The sequence below is a fragment of the Paraburkholderia sp. A1RI_3L genome (assembly GCF_048957895.1).
GTDB lineage: Bacteria > Pseudomonadota > Gammaproteobacteria > Burkholderiales > Burkholderiaceae > Paraburkholderia > Paraburkholderia kururiensis.
In genome coordinates this window covers 87,207-107,761 of sequence record NZ_JARCHA010000004.1, presented here as the reverse complement: position 1 = coordinate 107,761, position 20,555 = coordinate 87,207, and the positions used below count along the sequence as shown (strand labels likewise).

16 protein-coding genes are annotated in these 20,555 nt (G+C 65.7%); 12 read left to right on the top strand and 4 right to left on the bottom strand.

Features of this window, described 5'->3' with window-relative positions:
- Positions 1-4 precede the first annotated feature (4 nt).
- From PXJ20_RS13325 to PXJ20_RS13315, 3 genes are all read right to left on the bottom strand, one after another.
- Entirely contained in the window at positions 5-1,552 is a 1,548-nt protein-coding gene (locus tag PXJ20_RS13325; protein ID WP_421032195.1) for a CoA-acylating methylmalonate-semialdehyde dehydrogenase, read from the bottom strand.
- A 123-nt stretch (positions 1,553-1,675) separates the two neighbouring features.
- A complete protein-coding gene (locus PXJ20_RS13320; RefSeq protein ID WP_421032194.1) occupies positions 1,676-3,385 on the bottom strand; it encodes an AMP-binding protein in 1,710 nt (569 codons plus the stop codon).
- Between the two features lie 123 nt (positions 3,386-3,508).
- Positions 3,509-4,642, bottom strand: coding sequence for an acyl-CoA dehydrogenase (locus tag PXJ20_RS13315; RefSeq protein ID WP_421032193.1), 1,134 nt, complete (start codon positions 4,640-4,642; stop codon positions 3,509-3,511).
- Positions 4,643-4,938: 296 nt separating this feature from the next.
- On the opposite strand from PXJ20_RS13315, the gene PXJ20_RS13310 reads away from it, so the two are divergent.
- From PXJ20_RS13310 to PXJ20_RS13295, 4 genes are all read left to right on the top strand, one after another.
- A complete protein-coding gene (locus PXJ20_RS13310) occupies positions 4,939-5,970 on the top strand; it encodes an AraC family transcriptional regulator (RefSeq protein WP_277598312.1) in 1,032 nt (343 codons plus the stop codon).
- A gap of 58 nt (positions 5,971-6,028) precedes the next feature.
- Positions 6,029-7,672, top strand: a complete 1,644-nt coding sequence (locus PXJ20_RS13305) for an NfeD family protein (RefSeq protein ID WP_421032192.1) — start codon at positions 6,029-6,031, stop codon at positions 7,670-7,672.
- The gene (locus PXJ20_RS13300) at positions 7,669-8,445 is read left to right on the top strand and encodes a slipin family protein (protein ID WP_277598314.1); all 777 of its coding nucleotides are present in this window, start codon (positions 7,669-7,671) and stop codon (positions 8,443-8,445) included. Before PXJ20_RS13305 ends, PXJ20_RS13300 begins: the two co-directional genes overlap by 4 nt.
- A gap of 227 nt (positions 8,446-8,672) precedes the next feature.
- Positions 8,673-9,974 carry an NCS2 family permease gene (locus PXJ20_RS13295; RefSeq protein WP_126877191.1) on the top strand — a complete coding sequence of 434 codons (1,302 nt, stop codon included), beginning with the start codon at positions 8,673-8,675 and terminating at the stop codon, positions 9,972-9,974.
- Between the two features lie 164 nt (positions 9,975-10,138).
- Here the strand turns inward: PXJ20_RS13295 and PXJ20_RS13290 are convergent, their stop codons facing one another.
- On the bottom strand, positions 10,139-10,432 hold the full coding sequence (locus PXJ20_RS13290) for a DUF1488 domain-containing protein (RefSeq protein WP_017775583.1): 294 nt from the start codon (positions 10,430-10,432) through the stop codon (positions 10,139-10,141).
- A gap of 427 nt (positions 10,433-10,859) precedes the next feature.
- Here PXJ20_RS13290 and PXJ20_RS13285 point away from each other — a divergent pair, with 427 nt between their 5' ends.
- The 8 genes from PXJ20_RS13285 to nirD all read left to right on the top strand — a co-directional run bounded on the left by PXJ20_RS13285 (position 10,860) and on the right by nirD (position 20,543).
- On the top strand, positions 10,860-12,860 hold the full coding sequence (locus PXJ20_RS13285; RefSeq protein WP_421032191.1) for a sigma-54-dependent Fis family transcriptional regulator: 2,001 nt from the start codon (positions 10,860-10,862) through the stop codon (positions 12,858-12,860).
- Positions 12,861-12,945: 85 nt separating this feature from the next.
- Positions 12,946-14,076, top strand: coding sequence for a VIT1/CCC1 transporter family protein (locus PXJ20_RS13280; RefSeq protein ID WP_421032190.1), 1,131 nt, complete (start codon positions 12,946-12,948; stop codon positions 14,074-14,076).
- A 138-nt stretch (positions 14,077-14,214) separates the two neighbouring features.
- Complete coding sequence (locus PXJ20_RS13275; RefSeq protein ID WP_033351199.1) at positions 14,215-14,535, top strand: 2Fe-2S iron-sulfur cluster-binding protein; 321 nt, start codon at positions 14,215-14,217, stop codon at positions 14,533-14,535.
- Between the two features lie 324 nt (positions 14,536-14,859).
- A complete protein-coding gene (locus tag PXJ20_RS13270) occupies positions 14,860-15,360 on the top strand; it encodes a nuclear transport factor 2 family protein (protein ID WP_421032189.1) in 501 nt (166 codons plus the stop codon).
- Between the two features lie 238 nt (positions 15,361-15,598).
- Positions 15,599-15,817: a hypothetical protein gene (locus PXJ20_RS13265; protein WP_017775579.1), complete on the top strand. Its 219-nt coding sequence runs from the start codon at positions 15,599-15,601 to the stop codon at positions 15,815-15,817.
- A 524-nt stretch (positions 15,818-16,341) separates the two neighbouring features.
- Positions 16,342-17,544, top strand: coding sequence for a nitrate/nitrite transporter (locus PXJ20_RS13260; RefSeq protein WP_421032188.1), 1,203 nt, complete (start codon positions 16,342-16,344; stop codon positions 17,542-17,544).
- Positions 17,545-17,686: 142 nt separating this feature from the next.
- Complete coding sequence (gene nirB / locus PXJ20_RS13255) at positions 17,687-20,119, top strand: nitrite reductase large subunit NirB (protein ID WP_421032187.1); 2,433 nt, start codon at positions 17,687-17,689, stop codon at positions 20,117-20,119.
- Between the two features lie 55 nt (positions 20,120-20,174).
- Complete coding sequence (nirD, locus tag PXJ20_RS13250) at positions 20,175-20,543, top strand: nitrite reductase small subunit NirD (RefSeq protein WP_126877258.1); 369 nt, start codon at positions 20,175-20,177, stop codon at positions 20,541-20,543.
- Positions 20,544-20,555: the final 12 nt, after the last annotated feature.

Below are 20,555 nucleotides of genomic sequence, written 5' to 3'. Positions count from 1 at the left end.
CCGTTCAGCGCAGGCTGATGGTCGTGTTCACGCCGTCGCTGGTCGTCGCGTCGTCGAACCAGCGCGCGGTCACGGTCTTGGTCTGCGTGTAGAACTGCACCACCTGCTTGCCGTACGGACCGAGGTCGCCGAGCTTCGAACCGCGCGAGCCCGTGAAGCTGAAGTACGGCACAGGCACCGGAATGGGAATGTTGATGCCCACCTGCCCCACGTCGATCTCGCTCTGGAATTTTCGCGCAGCCGCGCCGCTCTGCGTGAAGAGGCCCACGCCGTTGCCGAACGGATTGCTGTTCACCAACGCGATGGCCTCGTCGAGCGTGGGCACCGTCATGACGAGCAGCACCGGGCCGAAGATCTCGTTGCGATAGATGTCCATGCTCGTCGTGACGTTCGAGAAGAGGGTCGGGCCGATGAAGTTGCCGTCTTCGTAGCCCTTCACGCGCACGCCGCGCCCATCGAGCACGAGCGTCGCGCCCTGCTTCACGCCCGATTCGATCAGACCGAGAACACGCGCCTTCGCCGCTCGCGACACAACGGGCCCAATGTCCGTGCCGGGCTCGTGGCCCGCGTTCACCTTCAAAGCTTTGGCTTTTTCCACGAGGTCGGGCAGCCAGTCCTTCGCTGCGCCCACGAGCACGGCTACGGAGGTCGCCATGCAGCGCTGTCCCGCTGCGCCGAACGCGGCGCCCACGAGCGCATTGAGCGACTGCTCGCGATTCGCATCCGGCAACACCACCGCGTGATTCTTCGCGCCCATCATCGACTGCACGCGTTTGCCGTGCTCGCTGCCGAGGCGATAGACGTGCGTGCCTACCGCCGTCGAACCGACGAACGAAATGGCCTTCACGAGTTCATGCGTGCACAGCGCATCCACCACATCTTTCCCGCCATGCACGACGTTCAGCACACCCGCCGGCACGCCGGCTTCCAGTGCCAGTTCGACGAGCTGCATGGTGGAGAGCGGGTCCTGCTCCGAAGGCTTCAGCACGAACGTGTTGCCGCAGACCAGCGCCATCGGAAACATCCAGAGCGGAATCATGGCCGGGAAGTTGAACGGCGTGATGCCCGCGCACACGCCGAGCGGCTGGCGCAGCGTGTAGGTGTCCACCGTGCCCGCCACGTTTTCGAGAAACTCGCCCTGTTGCAGCGTGCCGATGGAACATGCGTGCTCCACTACTTCGAGCCCGCGAAAGATGTCACCCTCGGCATCGGGCAGCGTCTTGCCCTGCTCCGCGGTCAGCGTCTTCGCGATACGCGGCATGTGCTCGCGAATCAGCGCCTGGTACTTGAGCATGATGCGCATGCGCGCACCCACCGGCGTGTTCTTCCATGTCGCGAACGCGACATGTGCGGCGCGGATGGCGGCGTCCACTTCATCGGCCGTCGCGAACGGTACGCGCGCCAACACGTCCTGCGTGGCGGGATTCACCACGTCGCGCCATTCCGTGGTTTTCGAGTCGACGAACTCGCCGCCGATCAGCAGCTTGACGGCAGGTGGTGCATCGGATGACGAAGCCGATGAAAGGAAAGAAGCGGAAGGAACGGCGCTCATGCTGTGTCTCCTGTGCGAGAGAGGCCGCCGCGCACCAACACGCATGCGGCGGCGTCTGAAGATGAAGCGATGTGAAGTAGCGGCGAAGATGCGCGCGACGAACCCTCGCCGCCCCGGTGACGATCAACGCAGATCGGGAAAGTCCTCTTCCCAGTACTCGCCGGGCAGGCGGTCGGGCTCAGTGGGCCGCTCCTCTTCGCGGCGCCTTAGCTCGACGCGGCGGATCTTGCCGGAGATGGTCTTCGGCAGATCGCTGAACTGCAGGCGACGAATCCGCTTGTACGGCGCGAGCTTTTCGCGCGAGAAGCGGAACACGCTGCGCGCAAGTTCGGGTCCGGCCTCGAAGCCCTGACGCACGGTGACGAACGCTTTCGGCACGGAAAGGCGCAACGGGTCCGCGCTCGGCACCACGGCGGCCTCGGCAATCGCCTCGTGCTCGATCAGCACGCTTTCGAGTTCGAACGGGCTTAGCCGGTAATCCGACGACTTGAACACGTCGTCGGCGCGGCCCACGTAGACGTAGTAGCCGTCGTCGCGGCGCATCGCCACGTCGGACGTGTGGTAGTAACCGTTGCGCATCGCGTGGTCGGTCGCGTTCGCGTTGTTCGCGTAGCCCGTCATGAGACCGAGCGGACGCTGCGCAAACGGCAAGGCGGGCAGCGCGATTTCGCCTTCGCTCGCGGGCTGATCGTCGGCATCGACCAGTTCCACCGTGTAGCCTGGCAGCGGCCGACCCATGGCCCCCGGCACCACGGGCTGCCCCGGCGAATTGCCGATCTGGCAGGTGGTTTCGGTTTGCCCGTAACCGTCGCGAATCGTGATGTTCCAGGCGCGGCGCACGCGCTCGATGATCTCGGGATTGAGCGGCTCGCCCGCGCCCACGATCTCGCGCAGCTTCACGTCGTACGAGGCGAGCGGCTCCTGCACGAGCATGCGCCACACCGTAGGCGGCGCGCAGAGCGTCGTCACGTTGAAGCGCACGAGTACCTCGAGTATTTCGCGCGGCACGAAGCGCGCGTAGTTGTAGACGAACACGCAGGCCTGCGCATTCCAGGGCGCGAAAAAGCAGCTCCATGCATGCTTGGCCCAACCTGGCGAGCTGATGTTCCAGTGCACGTCGCCGGACATGAGACCGATCCAGTACATCGTAGAAAGATGCCCGACGGGATAGCTCTGATGCGTGTGTTCGACAAGCTTCGGCTTGGACGTCGTGCCCGAGGTGAAATAGAGCAGCAGCGGGTCGGTCGCACGCGTGGGGCCCTCCGGCACGAAATGCGGTGAAGCTTCGCAAGCGTCGGCCAGGTCGAGCCAGCCTTCGCGCCGCGCACCCACGGCAATGCGCTTCACGCTCGCGTCGATCGAATCGAATTTTGCAAGCTCCGCGCCGTCCACGATGACGTAGTGCGCGCCGCCCAGCTGGACACGATCGCGCACGTCGTCAGGCGAAAGCTGCGTGGTGGCGGGCAGCACGATGGCGCCCAGCTTCATGGCCGCGAGCATCACGTCCCACAACTCCACGCGGTTCGGCAACATCAGCAGCAGACGGTCGCCGCGCGTCACGCCCACGCTGCGCAGATAGTTCGCCATGCGCGAAGAGCGCTCCGACATCTGCGCGTACGAAAGCTTGAGCCCTTCGCTTTGCGGGTCGTCGACGATCCATAACGCCGGGTTGTGATTGCCGCGAGCGATGACATCGAAGTAGTCGAGCGCCCAGTTGAATTCGTCCATCGCCGGCCATGCGAACTCGCGATACGCGCCCTCGTAGTCGGTGCGATGGCGCAACAGCAGATCGCGCGCCTCGATAAACCGCTTCGCTGCAGCTCCGTCGTTCATCGTCGTCTCCTGATCGGCGCGAATGTGCGCTCTGTGCCGCTTATTGTGCGCCCGCGTGGGGTCGTTTAGGGTGGCTTACGGTGGCTAAGATCTCTTTGGGGCCTTTTTCCAAGAGCCCTTCTTTTATACGTGTCGCGCAATCACCATCCGCTGCACTTCGCTGGTGCCTTCGTAGATCTGCGTGATGCGGGCGTCGCGGTAGTGGCGCTCTACCGGATAGTCGGCGAGGTAACCGTAGCCGCCGTGAATCTGCAGCGCCTTGGAGCACACCTCTTCAGCCAGCTCGGACGCATAGAGCTTCGCCTGCGAGGCCTCGGAAAGACAGGGCTTGCCCGCCGTGCGCAGCCGTGCCGCGTGATGCACGAGCAGACGCGCGGCGTTGAGGCGCGTGGCCATGTCCGCGAGCATGTTGGCGATGGTCTGATGCTCACGCAACGCCTTGCCGAACTGGATGCGCTCGCTCGCGTAGACACGCGCCGCATCGAACGCGGCGCGCGCAATGCCTACCGCCTGCGCGGCGATGCCGATACGCCCGCCTTCAAGATTCGCGAGCGCAATCTTGAGCCCCTCGCCGCGCTCGCCCAGCAGGTTGGCCTGCGGCACCGCACAATCGTCGAGCGAAATGGGACAGGTGTCCGACGCACGAATGCCGAGCTTGTGCTCCGGGCGGCCCACGTTGAAACCGGGCGTGTGGGTGGGCACGATGAAGGCCGAGATGCCACGCTTGCCGAGATCCGGGTCGGTCACCGCGAACACGATAGCCACGCCCGCGCGCGCGCCGTTCGTGACGAACTGCTTGCTGCCGTTGAGCACCCACTGGCCGTCGCGCAGCACGGCGCGCGTGCGCAGGTTGTTGGCTTCGGAGCCGGCCTGCGGCTCGGTAAGGCAAAACGCGCCGATGGTGCGGCCCGTGGCAAGGTCATGCAGGTAGTGGTCTTTTTGCGCCGGCGTGCCGAAATTCAGGATAGGACCGCAGCCCACCGAGTTGTGCACGCTCATCATCGTGGCGCACGCCGCACAGCCCGCGGCAATTTCTTCGAGCGCGAGCGCATACGCCACGTAGTCGGTATACGAACCGCCCCATTCCGCGGGCACCATCATGCCGAGCAGACCCAGCTCGCCCATCTGCTTCACCACTTCGTCGGGCAAGACGCCGTCGCGATCCCATTGCGCAGCGTAAGGCGCAAGCCGTTCTGCGGCGAATTCGCGCGCCGCGTCGCGAATCATGCGTTGCTCGTCGGTATGGAAATCGTCCATCGGCTGGCTCCTGTCTCCTCGATGCTGCGGCGGTGTGCTTGATGTCGTGCTTGATATCGCGCTTGATGCAGCGCATGCGCGAACATGGCGCGGGCCGCGTCAGCGCTTTAAACTGTCTCGCCCTCGCGCACGCCTACGCGCCGCGCGCCGTATTCGCCGCGTTGTGTGTTTCCGGTTGAGAAGGAGTGTAGGCATGCCCGTGTGCCGCTTCGATGCCCGCTTCGATCAATCGGCGTGAGCGGATTTGCCATGCCCCGGGGCGCGCGGCAGCCCACGCACATCCTTACCCGAACACGATGAAGAAAAACGAAAAAGGCACGATCTCGATGAGCCTCGTGGAGGAAACGCTGGCGCTCGCACGCGAGGGCGGGCTCGACGTGCTGCCGCTCGTCGCCGCGGCCGGAATCGCTCCGCAGATGCTGGCCTCGCCGAAGAGCCGCGTGTCGTCGGCGCAGTACGGCGCGCTGTGGGTAGGCATTGCGCGTGCGCTCGACGACGAGTTCTTCGGCCAGGACTCGCACCCCATGCGCTACGGCAGCTTCATCGCAATGACGCACGCGGCGCTCACGGCGAGCACGGGCAAGCAGGCGTTGCAGCGCGCCGTGAGCTTCATGCGCCTCGTGCTCGACGACCTCGCGGTTCGCGTGGAGGCCGACACCACGCGCGTACGTCTCGTCTTCGAGCATCGTCCGGGCACCCCGGAGCCGAAGATGTTCGCGTATGCCACCTGGTTCATCATCGTCTACGGCCTCGTGTGCTGGCTCGTGGGACGCCGCATTCCGCTCCTGTGTGCGCGCTTTCGCTGCGCGGCCCCGCCCGCCGAGCACGAATACCGGCTCATGTTCTGCGACGACATGGCGTTCTGCCAGGACGCGTCGTACGTCGATCTTTCGCCTGCGTTTCTCGACCTGCCTGTGATCCAGACGGCGCGTTCGGTGAAGGCCTTCCTGCGCGACGCACCCGCCAGCTTCGTGGTGAAGTACCGCAATCCGGGTTCGTTCGCGGCGCGCGTGCGCAAGACGCTGCGCGCGCTGCCCATGTCCGCGTGGCCCGATGCCGGGTCCATGGCGGAGCGGCTGAACGTGGCCGAAGCGACCCTGCGCCGGCGACTCAAGCAGGAAGGCCACACGTATCAGTCCATCAAGGACGACCTGCGCCGCGACATCGCCATCGGCGAACTGCAGGACACGGCACGCACGATCGCGGACATTGCCGCCGCCGTGGGCTTCGCGGAACCGAGCGCCTTTCACCGCGCGTTTCGCAAGTGGACCGGCATGCGCCCCACGGATTACCGGCTGACACGCACGCAACGGGCCGAATCGGACTAAGCTTTAGAACATCACCTTCCCGGCCGGCACCGCCAAAAACGCATGCCGGCCGCCAGCGATGAACACGCTGCCCGTTTTTTTGCGCCGTTTGCTGTGCCTTGCGCGCGTCGCATGGGTCATGCGCACTGCGTCGTCGCGCCGCACGCTGCCGCTCGCGCGGCGCATCCTCTACGGGTTTTCACTCACGTGGCTGCTACTGATCAGCGCTCCTGCCGGTGCGGCCGTTGATGCGAGCATTCATGCAACCACGGCGCCCGCGCCGGTCATCGTGATTCCCGTGGCCGGCGCCATCGGCCCAGCCAGCGCGGACTTCATCGTGCGCGGGCTCGCCCGCGCCGCGCACGACCACGCCCAGCTCGCCGTCATTCAGCTCGACACGCCGGGCGGCCTCGACACATCGATGCGGCAGATCATCAAGGCGATCCTCGCCTCGCCCGTGCCCGTTGCCGCCTTCATCGCGCCAGGCGGCGCGCGTGCGGCGAGCGCGGGCACCTATATCGTCTACGCGAGCCACCTTGCGGCCATGGCGCCCGGCACCAACCTGGGCGCGGCCACGCCCATCCAGATCGGCATGGGCGGCGCCGAGCCGCCGGGCCAGCGCCCGAGCGACGCGAAGCCGCCGTCCGCCGGCGACGAACGCGCAACCGAAACACGCAAGCAGGTGCAGGACGCCGCCGCCTACATCCGCGGCCTCGCCCAGCTGCGCGGACGCAACGCCGACTGGGCCGAACGCGCGGTGCGCGAAGCGGTGAGTCTGTCGGCGAACGAGGCGCTCGCGCAAAAAGTCGTCGACGTCATGGCGCGCGACGTGCCCGACCTGCTGCGCGTGCTGAACGGCCGTCATGTCGCCACCGCCGCGGGCGAGGCCACACTCGCCACCGCACACGCGCCCGTGCTCACGCTCGCGCCCGACTGGCGCAGCCGTTTCCTCTCGGTCATCACGGACCCGAACGTGGCCCTCATCCTGCTCATGATCGGCATGTACGGGCTCTTCTTCGAGTTCGCGAACCCCGGCTTCGTGCTGCCCGGCGTGGCGGGCGCCATCAGCCTGCTGGTCGGGCTGTTCGCGCTACAACTGCTGCCCATCAACTACGTGGGGCTCGGGCTGATTTTTCTGGGACTCGCGTTCCTGATCGCCGAGGCTTTTCTGCCCACCTTCGGCACGCTGGGTTTCGGCGGCATCGTGGCCTTCGTGATCGGCGCGCTGATGTTGATGGACACCGAGGCGCCCGGCTTCGGCATTCCGTTGCCCATGATCGCCGCGCTCACCGCGTTCAGCGTGCTCTTCGTCTTCACGGTATCGAGTGTCGCGCTCAAGGCGCGGCGACGGCCCGTGGTGACGGGTTCGGAAGCGTTGATCGGCAGCGTCGGCGTGGTGCTGGACGAGGGCCTCGCAACGAAGGACATGGACGGGACGGGGACCGCGCCCGAAGGCTGGGCGCGCATTCATGGCGAGCGCTGGCGCGTGCGCTGCGCCGAACCGCTTGCCGCGGGAAGCGAAGTGCGCGTGACGGGCCGCCAGGGACTCATGCTCACGGTGGAGCCTGCGCGCGAAGCGTCGCACACGGCGGGATCGTCGCCATCACCGGGCAGGAACACGGGTGTCGGGTCCATGCAAGCCAGCACGCACGCGCAGGCACCGACATCGGCACCGGCACCGGCACCCCATGCATCGCCTCTACAACAAGGAGAACGTTCATGATGGGATTCACCTTCGGCTTCGGCAGCATCCTGATCGTGCTGCTGATCCTGCTCGTCGCTTCATCGATACGCATCTTCCGCGAATACGAACGCGGCGTCGTGTTCCTGCTCGGTCGCTTCTGGAAAGTGAAGGGACCGGGGCTCGTGCTGATTGTCCCCATCGTGCAGCAGGTCGTGAAGATCGACCTGCGCACCGTGGTGTTCGACGTGCCGCCGCAAGACGTCATCACGCGCGACAACGTGTCGGTGAAGGTCAACGCGGTGGTCTACTTTCGCGTGGTCGACCCCGAACGCGCCGTGATTCAGGTGGCGCGCTACTTCGAGGCCACCAGCCAGCTTTCGCAGACCATTCTGCGTGCCGTGCTCGGCAAGCACGAACTGGACGAACTGCTGGCGGAACGCGAGCAGCTGAACGCGGACATCCAGAAGGTGCTCGACGCGCAGACCGACGCGTGGGGCATCAAGGTCTCCAACGTCGAGATCAAGCACGTGGACATCAACGAAACGATGATCCGCGCCATCGCGCGCCAGGCCGAGGCGGAGCGCGAACGCCGCGCCAAGGTGATTCACGCCGAAGGCGAACTGCAGGCTTCCGAAAAGCTGCTGCAAGCCGCGCAGATGCTCGCGCAACAACCGCAGGCCATGCAGCTGCGCTATCTGCAGACGCTCACCACCATCGCCGCGGACAAGAATTCGACCATCGTGTTTCCGCTGCCCATCGACGTGCTGCAGCACGTGCTGGACCGCTGGGGCCCCAAGCCGCCGCAGGCCTGAGCGCGTCGTCTTTCACGGCGTTGTTGCGTGCCGCTTACGCACGCCGCGCGCAATCCTGATTACAATGCCGCCCGTGACAGCGCGGCCCACCCTGCCGCGCGTGCGGCCGGCCGCAATGGCCGTGCCCGCAGTGGCGGCGGCCCCAGGCCTCGCTCGCGCGAGCCGCACGGCACGTTCGCATGGCCATATCAAGAATCCACGAAAACCAAACCAAGAGGCCCTTCTTCATGGACTCCATCAAACGCTATTTCGGCTTCGACGAAGCGGGCACCAATCTGCGCACCGAATTGCTCGCGGGCTTCACGACCTTTCTCACGATGGCCTACATCATCTTCGTGAATCCGGCGATTCTGGGCGATGCAGGCATGCCGAAAGAGTCCGTGTTCGTGGCCACCTGCCTCGTGGCCGCGCTCGCCTCGCTCGTGATGGGCCTTTACGCGAACTACCCCATCGCGCTCGCGCCCGGCATGGGCCTCAACGCCTACTTCGCCTATACGGTGGTCAAAGGCATGGGCTTCACGTGGCAGGCGGCGCTGGGCGCGGTGTTCATCTCGGGCTGCCTCTTCATGATCGTCACGCTGATCCGCGTGCGCGAGGTGATCGTGAACGGCATTCCGCATTCCATACGCGTGGCGATTACAGGCGGCATCGGCCTCTTCCTCGCCATCATCTCGCTGAAGACCTCGGGCATCGTGGTGGGCAATCCGGCCACGCTCGTTGCGCTCGGCGACCTGCACAACGCGCACGTGGTGCTCGCGATCATCGGCTTCTTCGCCATCGTGACGCTCGACTTCCTGCGCGTGCGCGGCGCGATCCTGATCGGCATCGTCGGGGTCACGGTGCTCAGCTTCTTCTTTGGCGGCAACCAGTTCCACGGCGTGTTCTCCGCACCGCCTTCCATTTCGCCCACGCTTTTTCAGCTCGACATTCGCGGCGCGCTTTCGTCGGGCATCCTGAACGTGATCCTCGTCTTTTTCCTCGTCGAACTCTTCGATGCAACGGGCACGCTGATGGGCGTGGCAAACCGCGCGGGCCTGCTCGTGCACGGCAAGATGCACCGCCTGAACCGCGCGCTGCTGGCTGATAGCACCGCGATTCTCGCGGGATCGGTGCTCGGCACGTCTTCCACCACGGCGTACATCGAAAGCGCTTCGGGCGTGCAGGCCGGCGGCCGCACGGGCATGACGGCGATCACCGTGGCCGTGCTGTTTCTCGCGTGCCTCTTCGTGGCGCCGCTTGCAGGCGTCGTGCCGGGTTACGCAACGGCGCCCGCATTGCTCTACGTGTCGTGCCTGATGCTGCGCGAGATGGTGGAACTGCCCTGGGAAGATGCGACGGAAGCCGTGCCGGCTTCGCTCACGGCGCTGCTCATGCCGTTCACCTATTCGATCGCGAACGGCGTGGCGTTCGGCTTCATTTCGTATGCGGGGCTCAAGCTGCTGACCGGCCAGGCGCGCAAGGTCAAGCTCGTGGTGTGGATCATTGCCGCGGTGTTCCTGTTCCGCTTCTTCTATCTTGGGGCGGAGTAGGCGTCGGGCCTGACCTCAGGCCTGACCTCGGGCCGGATATCGACCCAGGCGTCGGGCAGACGCCGAATGCACAGAAGCACCCCACGGGGTGCTTCTTTTTTTGCTGCACTGCATTCAGGCGACCGGTCATGCCAGAGCCGGGACGCGGGACGAATCAAGGCGGATCAAGACGGCCGCACGTTCGCTTCATAGAACCGCACGTAGCCGCTTCGCAGCACCGCGCACCGCCCGCGCGTTTCGGAGAGCAACCGCCGCGCGGCCGCTTCGATGCGCTCGCGGTGGGCGTCGAAGGCACCCAGCATGTCCTCTGCGCGCGTGGACTCCGCACCAAAATGATCTTCCAGCGCCTCAGCCGTAATCACGCATTCGAGCCGCTCGCCGTCTACCATCGCAGCAAACGCCAGCGTGAGTTCGGGCCCGCAATACTCAGGAGGTTCTTTCGGAAAAATGATCTGCATGGTGAGGTCGCCTTCGGTTCACGGGTCATCGGGGCTGCGCGCTTATGCTGCCTCGCTCCTCCTCGGTGCGCCGCGCGCGCACGCGGCTCGAACGGCTTGAACACTGCTCAAACATCACGCGCCGGGAATCGTGCCCGGCGCGTGATCCATTCACTTTAGACGAGTTGCGGCAACCCGCAAGTTTTACGTGATGCCCGGCCGGGAGGGAGTCATAGCCTCGCAAGCCAGGCGTCGATTTAGTGATGACCGGCGCAAAGGCGAGGCCATGGCGCGCGCCGGGGCCAACCCAAGGACCAGGGCATACCCCGAGCCCGAGCAAGGCCTCACGAGCCCGTGCCCGCCGGCTCGTCCTGTAAGATGAACGCTGACTTGCGCGCCCCTGCTGCGCCGACATTGCGCGGTGCACCACGCGAGACCGGACGAAGCCATGCACTTCGTCGCGCGCCCGGCGCCTGCGCGCCGCACGAACTGGAGACACGCAGTGACTCAACCGCCCGCGATATCGGCCAACCGTACCGACGTCATCGCGCAGGCCCACGCGCGTTCGCGCGAGGTCGGTCTGCGTACCGGCGAAACGCCCGACTTCCAACCTCTCGCGCCGCTCGCTCTGCGCGAGTTGATCGAGCGCAATCAGTCGCTCTATGCGCACGCGCTGCCGGTCATGGAGACACTGCATGCGCAGATCGTCGATACCCAGAGCATGGTGCTGCTCACCGACCGCCACGGCGTGATCCTGCACAGCCTGGGCGACAACGACTTCATCGAAAAAGCCCGGCGGGTGGCGCTCTGTCCCGGCGTTTCGTGGGCGGAAAGCGATCGCGGCACGAACGCGATCGGCACCGCACTGGTCGACGGGCAGCCCACCATCGTTCACGGCGGCGAGCACTTCCTGCGCGCCAACCACATCCTCACCTGCTCGTGCACGCCCATCGTGGACCCGTTCGGCCAGGCCATCGGCACGCTGGACGTGAGCGGCGACACGCGCGGCGCCCACAAGCACACGCTCGCGCTCGTGCGCATGTCGGCGCAGATGATCGAGAACCATCTGTTCGCGAACCAGTTCGCCGACGCTGTGCGCGTGCGCTTTCACGCGCACGCCGAATTCATCGGCACGCTCTACGAAGGGCTGGCTGCGTTCACGCCTGATGGCACGCTGCTTTCGGCGAACCGCAGCGCGCTGTTCCAGTTGGGCCAGCCGCTCGCCACGCTCCAGCGGCAACCCTTCGCCGCGCTCTTCGGCGTACCGTTCCCTGTCCTGCTCCAGCATGCCGCACAGACGCCCGGCGCCTGTCTCACGTTGACGCTGCCGAGCGGCGTGCGCGTGATCGCCCGCGGCGAATTCGCCGCGCCGCACGCCACGGCAGCGGCGCCGCGCGTCGTTTCGCCTCAGGCCGCGGTGCGGCCCGCGGGGTCTGCGGCGCAGGGCTCGCCGGGAGGGCCCGCCGTCACGCTGGCCTCGCTCGATACCGGCGATGCCCGCATGGCCGACGTCCTGCGCCGCGTCGAAAAGGTGCGGGGACGCGACATTCCGGTGCTGGTGCTCGGCCGCACCGGCACGGGCAAGGAATGGCTGGCCCGCGCCATCCACCAGGATTCGCCACGCGCGGACGGCCCGTTCGTCGCGGTGAACTGCGCGTCGCTGCCGGACACGTTGATCGAAGCCGAGCTGTTCGGCTACGAAGACGGCGCGTTCACGGGCGCAAGGAAGCGCGGCAACACCGGCAAGATCGTGCAGGCCGACGGCGGCACTTTATTTCTCGATGAAATCGGTGACATGCCGCTCGCCCAACAGGTACGCCTGATGCGAGTTCTGCAGGAACGCACCGTCGTGCCGCTCGGCGGCACGCGGGCGATTCCCGTGGACCTGCGCATCGTCTGCGCCACGCACCGCAATCTGCGCGAGATGATTGCGGCCGGCACCTTCCGGGAAGACCTCTATTACCGGATCAACGGCCTTGCCGTGACGCTGCCGGCCTTGCGCGAACGCACCGACCTGCCGGTGCTGGTCACCCGCATTCTGGAAAACCAGTGCACGCACCCGCATGCACCGAAACGCGTCAGTGCAGATGTACTGGATTGCTTCGCACGCTGCCGCTGGCCCGGCAACCTGCGCCAGCTCGCCAACGTGCTGCGCACGGCGAGCATCATGGCCGAGGGCGAACACGAAATCGGCCTCGAGCATTTGCCCGAAGATTTCTTCGAGGACTGCGAGCCTGCGGCCAGCCCCGCCCCCGCCGTTGCCCCCGCCGCGGCCGTCGCCGTGAATGGCAACGAAACACCTGCGCCCGGACGCCTCCAGGACTGGCAGGCGGCGCTCATCGAAGCCACGCTGACACGACTGGGCGGAAACGTGTCGGCGGCGGCACGGGAACTCGGGCTCGCGAGAAATACCGTCTACCGGCATCTGCGCAGGCGCACGACGCACTGAAGCCGCAGGCGCAGGCGAAGCACCGTAGCAGCGGGTTTGCGGCCCGTGGGTTAAGCTTGCGCCCGAACCTGCCCGAACCCACGCCATGGCCTCCCGACACGAACTCAAGCGCTATCGCCAGAATCTCGCCGACGAACTCGATAGCGCCGCCGTCTACGAAACGCTCGCCCACGTCGAAAAGGACGCCGCGCGCCGCAGCGTGTTCGAACAGCTCGCGGCGTCGGAGCGCGAGCACGCGCAGCTCTGGTCGGACAAGCTGCGCGCCAACGGCGTGCGTGTGCGGCCGCATCGGCACAGCATCAAGACGCACCTGATGCGCACGCTCACCCGCACGTTCGGCCCCGCCTTCGTGCTGCCCACGCTGGCCGCGGCCGAGTACGCCGACCGCAACAAATACGCGCACCAGCCCGACGCCGAAAAGCTCTCCGCGGAAGAACAGCATCACGCCGACGTCGTGCGCGCCGTGGTGGAGGGCCAGCATGCCGAGGGCCTGTCGAAGGGCGCGCAGATTGCGAGCGCCGAGTCGTGGCACAAGGGCGTGACCTCGGGCAACGACCTGCGCGCTGCCGTGCTGGGCGCCAACGACGGCCTCGTCTCCAACTTCTGCCTCATCATGGGCGTGGCCGGCGCGGGCGCGGCCAACCGCACGATCCTGCTCACCGGGCTCGCGGGGCTGATCGCGGGCGCGTGCTCGATGGCGCTGGGCGAATGGCTCTCCGTCACGAATGCACGCGAACTGGCACGCACGCAGATTGCGAAGGAATCCGATGAAATCGAGCAGACGCCCGACGCCGAACGGCACGAACTGGCGCTGATCTATCAGGCCAAGGGCGTAGAGGCCGAAGAAGCGCGCCGCGTGGCGGCGCAGATCATGCGCGACAAGGACAAGGCGCTCGATACGCTCACGCGCGAGGAACTCGGGCTCGACCCCGCGGAACTGGGCGGCAATCCGTGGACGGCGGCGGGCGTCTCGTTCTGCCTCTTCTCGCTGGGCGCCATCTTCCCGGCCATGCCGTTCCTGTGGGCGCACGGCATGTGGGCCATCGTGCAATGCGTGGCGCTGGCGGGCTTCGGGCTGGCCGCCGTGGGCGTCTTCACCTCGCTTTTCAACGGACGCGGCGCGATGTTTTCCGCCGGTCGGCAGATCGTGATCGGGCTCGTCGCGGCAGCCTTCACGTTCGGCGCGGGACGCTTGCTGGGCGTATCCATTTCGTGAACGGGCAAAGCGTCATTGAACAGCAACGATGTGAAGCAAGCCATGAGTGCGCCTGACGCAGACGGTTCCACGAGCGCAGACGTGAGCGCTCATGCCGCCTCGACGAACGCCTCGACGAACGAGCATCGCGACGCGGCGATCCCACGCGTTCGCGTCGAACCGCTCGGCCGCACCTTCGAGGCGCCCGATACGCTCACCGTGCTCGAAGCCGCCGGCTTCGCGAATCTGCGGTTGCCACGCTCGTGCCGCAACGGCACCTGCCGCACGTGCCTGTGCCGCGTGATCGAGGGCACGGTGCGCCATACGATCGAGTGGCCGGGTCTTTCGGCCGAAGAAAAGGCGCAGGGCTACATCCTGCCTTGCGTAGCCGTTGCGCAAACGGACCTCGTGATCGAGGTGCCCGATGCGGTGGATCTCGATGCGAACCCCCAAGGCAATCGAAACGAAAACGGCCGGTAGCGCCGGGCGTCTTGCCTGAGCGGTCACGCTCCGGTGGTTTGGTACAGCCATGCTGTTGTTTGCGGCGAACCGTGTTCAGACGGCAACCACATGAGTCATCGTTACGTTGCCCGCCGGGACGTCGTGCCAGCGATGGCCGACTGCGCAAAGCAGCGCGGCTTGCTCGCACACACATTCGAGTCTTGCGACCGCGCAAATCGCGTCGCCGTGCTGCACGTTCCACATCCGGTGGGCCTATGAGCGCAGCGTGACCGCGCTGCCTGATCGACTGTCGGACTGTCGGACTGTCGCCATCGTCAACGCCCCATCAAAGGAGTTTGCATCATGAATCGGAATGGCTTTACGTCTGCCGTTTTGTCGTTGCTCGTCGTCGCGCTTCCTGCGGCGTATGCGCAAACAGCGGCAGCGGCCCAGCGCTTTACCGACGGCGATCAGCAGGAAGTCAGAACGCTCTTCCTGCGTCAGGCACATGCCGCGACCACGCATGATCTCGCCGAGTTCGCCAGCGTCTTCGTCTCTGCCGATCCCAGCGAACCCGATCCCGTGGCCCTGGTGGCGCGTCCCTATCGGATCTGGGGCAAAACCGCCCTGCTGGACCACTTCCGCGAAACTTTCAAAGGCGTGTGGAAGTTCGAACCGGAGGCGGACAACATCAAGATACTTCCCATCAGCGATGACGTCGCCCAGATCTACGCGCCAACCATGATCACTTCCGGAAAGTCGCAAGCGTCCGCCACAACGGGGCGATTCCTCATGTACGAAGTAGCGCTTCGCACCGGCGCGGGCTGGCGTATTTCATCGATCGTTCCGGTGCCGGCGGAGTAAACGGCCGGATAGTCCGTCATCGAATCCGCCTTCACATCGTCACATCGCAATGGAAACATGCCGCATAAAAATGCGGCGTCCCCAGGCAGGATCTCTCGCCAATTCGCGAGCCCTCCATTTTTTTCCGTTTGTCTCCTGACTATTGACGTGCGATAAAGCGCGGATCGCATCGCGGTTCGCGCGCACGCATGCTGTTTCTCGCCTGCGCGCGGCCACAACAGCAACAGGAGCAATAACCATGGCCACGCTCGAAGCGTTCCGTGCGGTGCTAGACGACCAGCGCACGCCCGAGATCATCCGCAACCACATCATCGATTCGCTGCAGTACGCCCTGCGCAATTACGGCCAGGTCTTCACCGCCCGTGAAGTGGAATGGCTGCGCGAGTGGGACGACGCGCGCATTCCGCTCGCCGCCTCGCGCGAACTGAAAAAGCGCATGCCCGAGACCACGAGCTGACGACCCGGCTCATCGAGATCGATCACCCCGCGCGCGGCACGCTCGTGCCGCGCGCTTCACGCTTCCCCTGCTTCCCTGTGCATCTCGTGGCAACGGAATGCACGTCCCGCCGCTTCATTCCTTCCCGCCCTTCATGCGCTTCGTGCAGCACGGTTCATGTTCCGTCACTGCATGCGCTCGCCTGCACTTCACTGCAACGCACCGCACCGCAGCAGTGCCTCTGGCCGGTGCGGCGCACTGCTGCGGTGCAATATCCCATTCCCGACCGACCTCCTCAGACCCTTATCCAGTAAGGCTTTGCGCGTTTTCATGCAAGGTGGCACGGCCGTTGCATAGCGAGGCTCGCACCCTGCAACGGCGCAGGGCAGCATGAGTCCCACACGCGACGCGGCACACAGCCGGCGCATGCGGCTCATCCAGAAACACTTCGGTCGGGCAATGGCGTTCGACGTTCGTCGCAACCGGTGCAGCGCGTTCAACGGTTTGAACACGCACACGGCGAGCGATCCAACGACGGAACTCACATGGACCGCAGCTTCTGGCGCAATGGCCACACCCCCACGCTCATCTCGGCGTTCCTGTACTTCGACCTGAGCTTCATGGTCTGGTACCTGCTCGGACCGCTCCAGATCCAGATCGCTCAAACCCTCGCGCTGTCCACGCAGCAACGCGCGCTGATGGTCGCCACGCCGATTCTCGCGGGCGCCATCCTGCGCGTGTTCATGGGTCTGCTCGCCGACCGCGTCGGCGCCAAGCGCGCGGGTCTGCTCGGCCAGGCCATCGTGATCGCGACGCTGGTTGGCGCATGGCAAATCGGCGTGCACTCGCTCGGCCAGGCGCTGTTCCTCGGCGTGCTGCTCGGCGTAGCCGGTGCATCGTTCGCCGTGGCGTTGCCGCTCGCGTCGCGCTGGTACCCGCCGCATCAGCAGGGCACGGCGATGGGGATTGCCGGCGCCGGCAACTCCGGCACGGTGCTCGCGGCCCTGTTCGCGCCCGCGCTGGCTGTCGCGTTCGGCTGGCAGAACGTATTCGGCATCGCCTGCATTCCGGTTGTCGCCGTGCTGATCTACTACACGGCCTTCGCGAAAGACGCGCCCGGCGTCGTCGTGAAGAAGCAACTGGGCGACTATGCGCGCATGCTCGGCAACCGCGATTCGTGGTGGTTCATGTTCTTCTATTCGCTCACGTTCGGCGGCTTCTCCGGCTTCGCGAGCGCCCTGCCCGGCTACTTCCACGACCAGTTCGGCTTCGACCCGAAGATCGCCGGCTGGGCCACGGCCGCCTGCGTGTTCGCGGGTTCGGTGATGCGCCCCATCGGCGGGCTGATGGCCGACCGTATCGGCGGTACGCGTTCGCTGCTCACAGTGTTCGCCTCCGTGGCCGTGCTGATCGGCACCGCGGGCTTCAACGTGGGCGGCCCGCTGCCCACGGTGCTGCTGTTCATCGCCGCAATGCTCTGCCTCGGCGCCGGCAACGGCGCGGTGTTCCAGCTCGTGCCGCAGCGCTTCGGCAAGGACATCGGCGTGATGACCGGCCTCATTGGCATGGCGGGCGGCGTGGGCGGCTTCGCCCTGGCCGCGAGTCTCGGCTCCATCAAGCAGGCTACCGGTTCCTACTCCACCGGTCTTTGGCTCTTCGCCTGCCTCGCCGCGCTTGGCTGGGCCGGTATGAGCAACGTGAAGCACCGCTGGCGCAACGCGTGGTCCGTTGCCGCCGCGCGCGTCTGATGCATACCTGATACGCGAAGACACGAAGCGGAGTGCATGTGCATCGACACACGGCACCTGCACTCCGCCTCTGTACCCGAATGCATTCCGTAACGCATTGAGCCGTTCCACCCGCTCCACCCGCACTCGCAGGAGATTCAGCATGAACAAGCCCCGACTCGTCGTGATCGGCAACGGCATGGCCGGTATCCGCACGCTCGAAGAGCTGCTTGCGATCGCCCCCGACCAGTACGACATCACGGTGTTCGGTGCGGAGCCGCATCCGAACTACAACCGCATCCTGCTTTCGCCGGTGCTCGCCGGCGAGCAGACGTTCAAGGACATCGTGCTCAACCCGCTCGAATGGTATGCGGAGCAAGACATTCGCCTGCATCTGGGCAAGACCATCGAGCGCATCGACCGCGTGCGCCGCATCGTGTTCGCGGACGACGGCACCGAAGCACCCTACGACCGCCTCCTGATCGCAACGGGTTCCGTGCCGTTCATCCTGCCGGTGCCGGGCAATACGCTGGAAGGCGTGATCACCTATCGCGACATTCGCGACACGCAGGCCATGATCGACGCCGCCGAGGTCAAGCAGCACGCGGTCGTGATCGGCGGCGGCCTGTTGGGGCTGGAAGCAGCCAACGGCCTCAAGCTGCGCGGCATGGACGTGACCGTGGTGCATCTGGCCGACACGCTGCTGGAACGCCAGCTCGACGCCACCGCGGGCAAGCTGCTGCAACGTTCGCTGGAAGCACGGGGCCTCGCCTTCAAGCTTTCGAAGGCGACCACGGAGATTCTCGGCAACGAAGCGGGCCACGTGAGCGGCGTGAAGTTCAAGGACGGCGAAACGATCGACGCCGACCTCGTCGTGATGGCCGCCGGCATTCGCCCCAACACGACGCTGGCCGAATCGTGCGGTCTGCACTGCAATCGCGGCATCGTCGTGAACGACACGCTGCAGACCTACGACCCGCGCATCTACGCCGTGGGCGAATGCGTGAGCCACCGCGGCATTGCGTACGGTCTCGTCGCCCCGCTCTTCGAGCAGGCGAAGGTCTGCGCGAACCACCTCGCGCTGATGGGCATCGGCAGCTACAAGGGCTCCGTGCTCTCCACCAAGCTCAAGGTGACGGGCATCGACCTCTTCTCCGCCGGCGAATTCAACGGCGGCGACGGCTGCGAGGAAATCGTGCTCTCCGACCCCGCGGGCGGCGTCTACAAGAAGCTCGTCATCAAAGACGATCAACTGGTGGGCGCGTGCCTTTACGGCGACACGGCGGACGGCGCCTGGTACTTCAAGCTGCTGCGCGAAGGCCGCAAGCTGGGCGAGTTGCGCGACCACATCATGTTCGGCGAATCCAGCGTGGGCGACGCGGGCGTGCAAGGCCAGAGCCGCGCGAGCGCGATGGCCGACAGCGACGAAGTCTGCGGCTGCAACGGTGTGTGCAAAGGCACCATCGTCAAGGCGATCACCGAAAAGGGCCTCTTCACCGTGGACGACGTGAAGAAGCACACCAAGGCCGCGAGTTCGTGCGGCTCGTGCACGGGCCTCGTCGAGCAGATCCTGATGAACACGGTGGGCACCAATTTCCAGGAAACGCCGAAGACGAAGGCCGTATGCGGCTGCACGGACCGCAATCACGGCGAAGTGCGCAAGGCGATTCGCGAGCACCGTCTGCTCACGCACCGCCAGGTCTACGACTTCCTCGAATGGCGCACGCCCAACGGCTGTGCGACCTGCCGCCCCGCGATCAACTACTACCTGATCTCCACGTGGCCGCGCGACGCCGTGGACGATCCGCAAAGCCGCTTCGTGAACGAACGCGTGCACGCGAACATCCAGAAGGACAACACGTTCTCCGTGGTGCCGCAGATGAAGGGCGGCGTGACGAACCCGAGCGAGCTGCGCCGCATTGCCGACGTGGCCGAGAAATACAACGTGCCGATGGTGAAGGTGACGGGCGGCCAGCGTATCGACCTGCTCGGCGTGCGCAAGGAAGACCTGCCCAACGTGTGGCGCGATCTCGGCATGAAGTCGGGCCACGCGTACGGCAAGTCGATCCGCACCGTGAAGACGTGCGTAGGCAGCGAGTTCTGCCGCTTCGGCACGCAGAACAGCACGCAGATGGGCATCGACCTCGAAACGATGCTCGCCAACATGTGGTCGCCGCACAAGGTGAAGCTCGCGGTTTCGGGTTGCCCGCGCAACTGCGCTGAAGCCGGCATCAAGGACGTGGGCGTGATCGCCGTGGATAGCGGCTGGGAACTCTACGTGGGCGGCAACGGCGGCATTCGCACCGAAGTGGCGCAGTTCCTCGTCAAGGTGAAGAACGCCGAGGAAGTGAAGGAGTACACGGGCGCGTTCCTGCAGCTTTATCGCGAAGAGGCGTATTACCTCGATCGCACGGTGCACTACATCGCGCGCGTGGGTCTGGACTACGTGAAGAAGAAAGTGGTGGAAGACGAAGCGAGCCGCAAGGCGCTCTACGAGCGGCTGCTGTATTCGCTGGAAGGGTTGCCCGATCCGTGGGAAGCGCGCATTGGCGGCGCCCGCAAGCACGAATACATTCCGCTCAAGGTAATCGCTTAATAGTCGCCTAATGCACGCAATGACGTACGAGGAACACACGATGGAAATCCAGATCATGGCGCGCGAAGCAGCAAGCGAACACGGCAAGCGGGACGGCTCGGCGTGGACGCCCGTTTGCCGCGTCGAAGACATTCCGCAACTGGGCAGCCGCGTGCTGCAACGCGACGAAAGCCTGGGCGGCAACATCGCCCTCTTTCGCACGGCCACCAACAAGGTCTTCGCGCTGCGCGACCGCTGCCCGCACAAGGGCGGCGCGCTGTCCGAAGGCATCGTGCACGGCGAGACGGTGACGTGCCCGCTGCACGCATGGAACATCGACCTTGCGAGCGGCGAAGCACGCGCGCCGGACGAAGGCTGCGCGGGACGCTTCCCGGTGAAGGTGGACGAAGACGGGCTCGTGCATGTCGATCTCGGCCAGGCTTAAGCGCGTACACGT

Bases quoted from the DNA above. Each gene is read 5' to 3' on its own strand.
- PXJ20_RS13290 (WP_017775583.1), bottom strand. From the start codon at position 10,432: ATGCAGATCATTTTTCCGAAAGAACCTCCTGAGTATTGCGGGCCCGAA.
- PXJ20_RS13300 (WP_277598314.1), top strand. From the start codon at position 7,669: ATGATGGGATTCACCTTCGGCTTCGGCAGCATCCTGATCGTGCTGCTG.
- nirB (WP_421032187.1), top strand. From the start codon at position 17,687: ATGAACAAGCCCCGACTCGTCGTGATCGGCAACGGCATGGCCGGTATC.
- nirD (WP_126877258.1), top strand. From the start codon at position 20,175: ATGGCGCGCGAAGCAGCAAGCGAACACGGCAAGCGGGACGGCTCGGCG.
- PXJ20_RS13280 (WP_421032190.1), top strand. From the start codon at position 12,946: ATGGCCTCCCGACACGAACTCAAGCGCTATCGCCAGAATCTCGCCGAC.
- PXJ20_RS13325 (WP_421032195.1), bottom strand. From the start codon at position 1,552: ATGAGCGCCGTTCCTTCCGCTTCTTTCCTTTCATCGGCTTCGTCATCC.
- PXJ20_RS13320 (WP_421032194.1), bottom strand. From the start codon at position 3,385: ATGAACGACGGAGCTGCAGCGAAGCGGTTTATCGAGGCGCGCGATCTG.
- PXJ20_RS13270 (WP_421032189.1), top strand. From the start codon at position 14,860: ATGAATCGGAATGGCTTTACGTCTGCCGTTTTGTCGTTGCTCGTCGTC.
- PXJ20_RS13265 (WP_017775579.1), top strand. From the start codon at position 15,599: ATGGCCACGCTCGAAGCGTTCCGTGCGGTGCTAGACGACCAGCGCACG.
- PXJ20_RS13310 (WP_277598312.1), top strand. From the start codon at position 4,939: ATGAAGAAAAACGAAAAAGGCACGATCTCGATGAGCCTCGTGGAGGAA.
- PXJ20_RS13285 (WP_421032191.1), top strand. From the start codon at position 10,860: ATGCACTTCGTCGCGCGCCCGGCGCCTGCGCGCCGCACGAACTGGAGA.
- PXJ20_RS13305 (WP_421032192.1), top strand. From the start codon at position 6,029: ATGAACACGCTGCCCGTTTTTTTGCGCCGTTTGCTGTGCCTTGCGCGC.
- PXJ20_RS13315 (WP_421032193.1), bottom strand. From the start codon at position 4,642: ATGGACGATTTCCATACCGACGAGCAACGCATGATTCGCGACGCGGCG.
- PXJ20_RS13260 (WP_421032188.1), top strand. From the start codon at position 16,342: ATGGACCGCAGCTTCTGGCGCAATGGCCACACCCCCACGCTCATCTCG.
- PXJ20_RS13295 (WP_126877191.1), top strand. From the start codon at position 8,673: ATGGACTCCATCAAACGCTATTTCGGCTTCGACGAAGCGGGCACCAAT.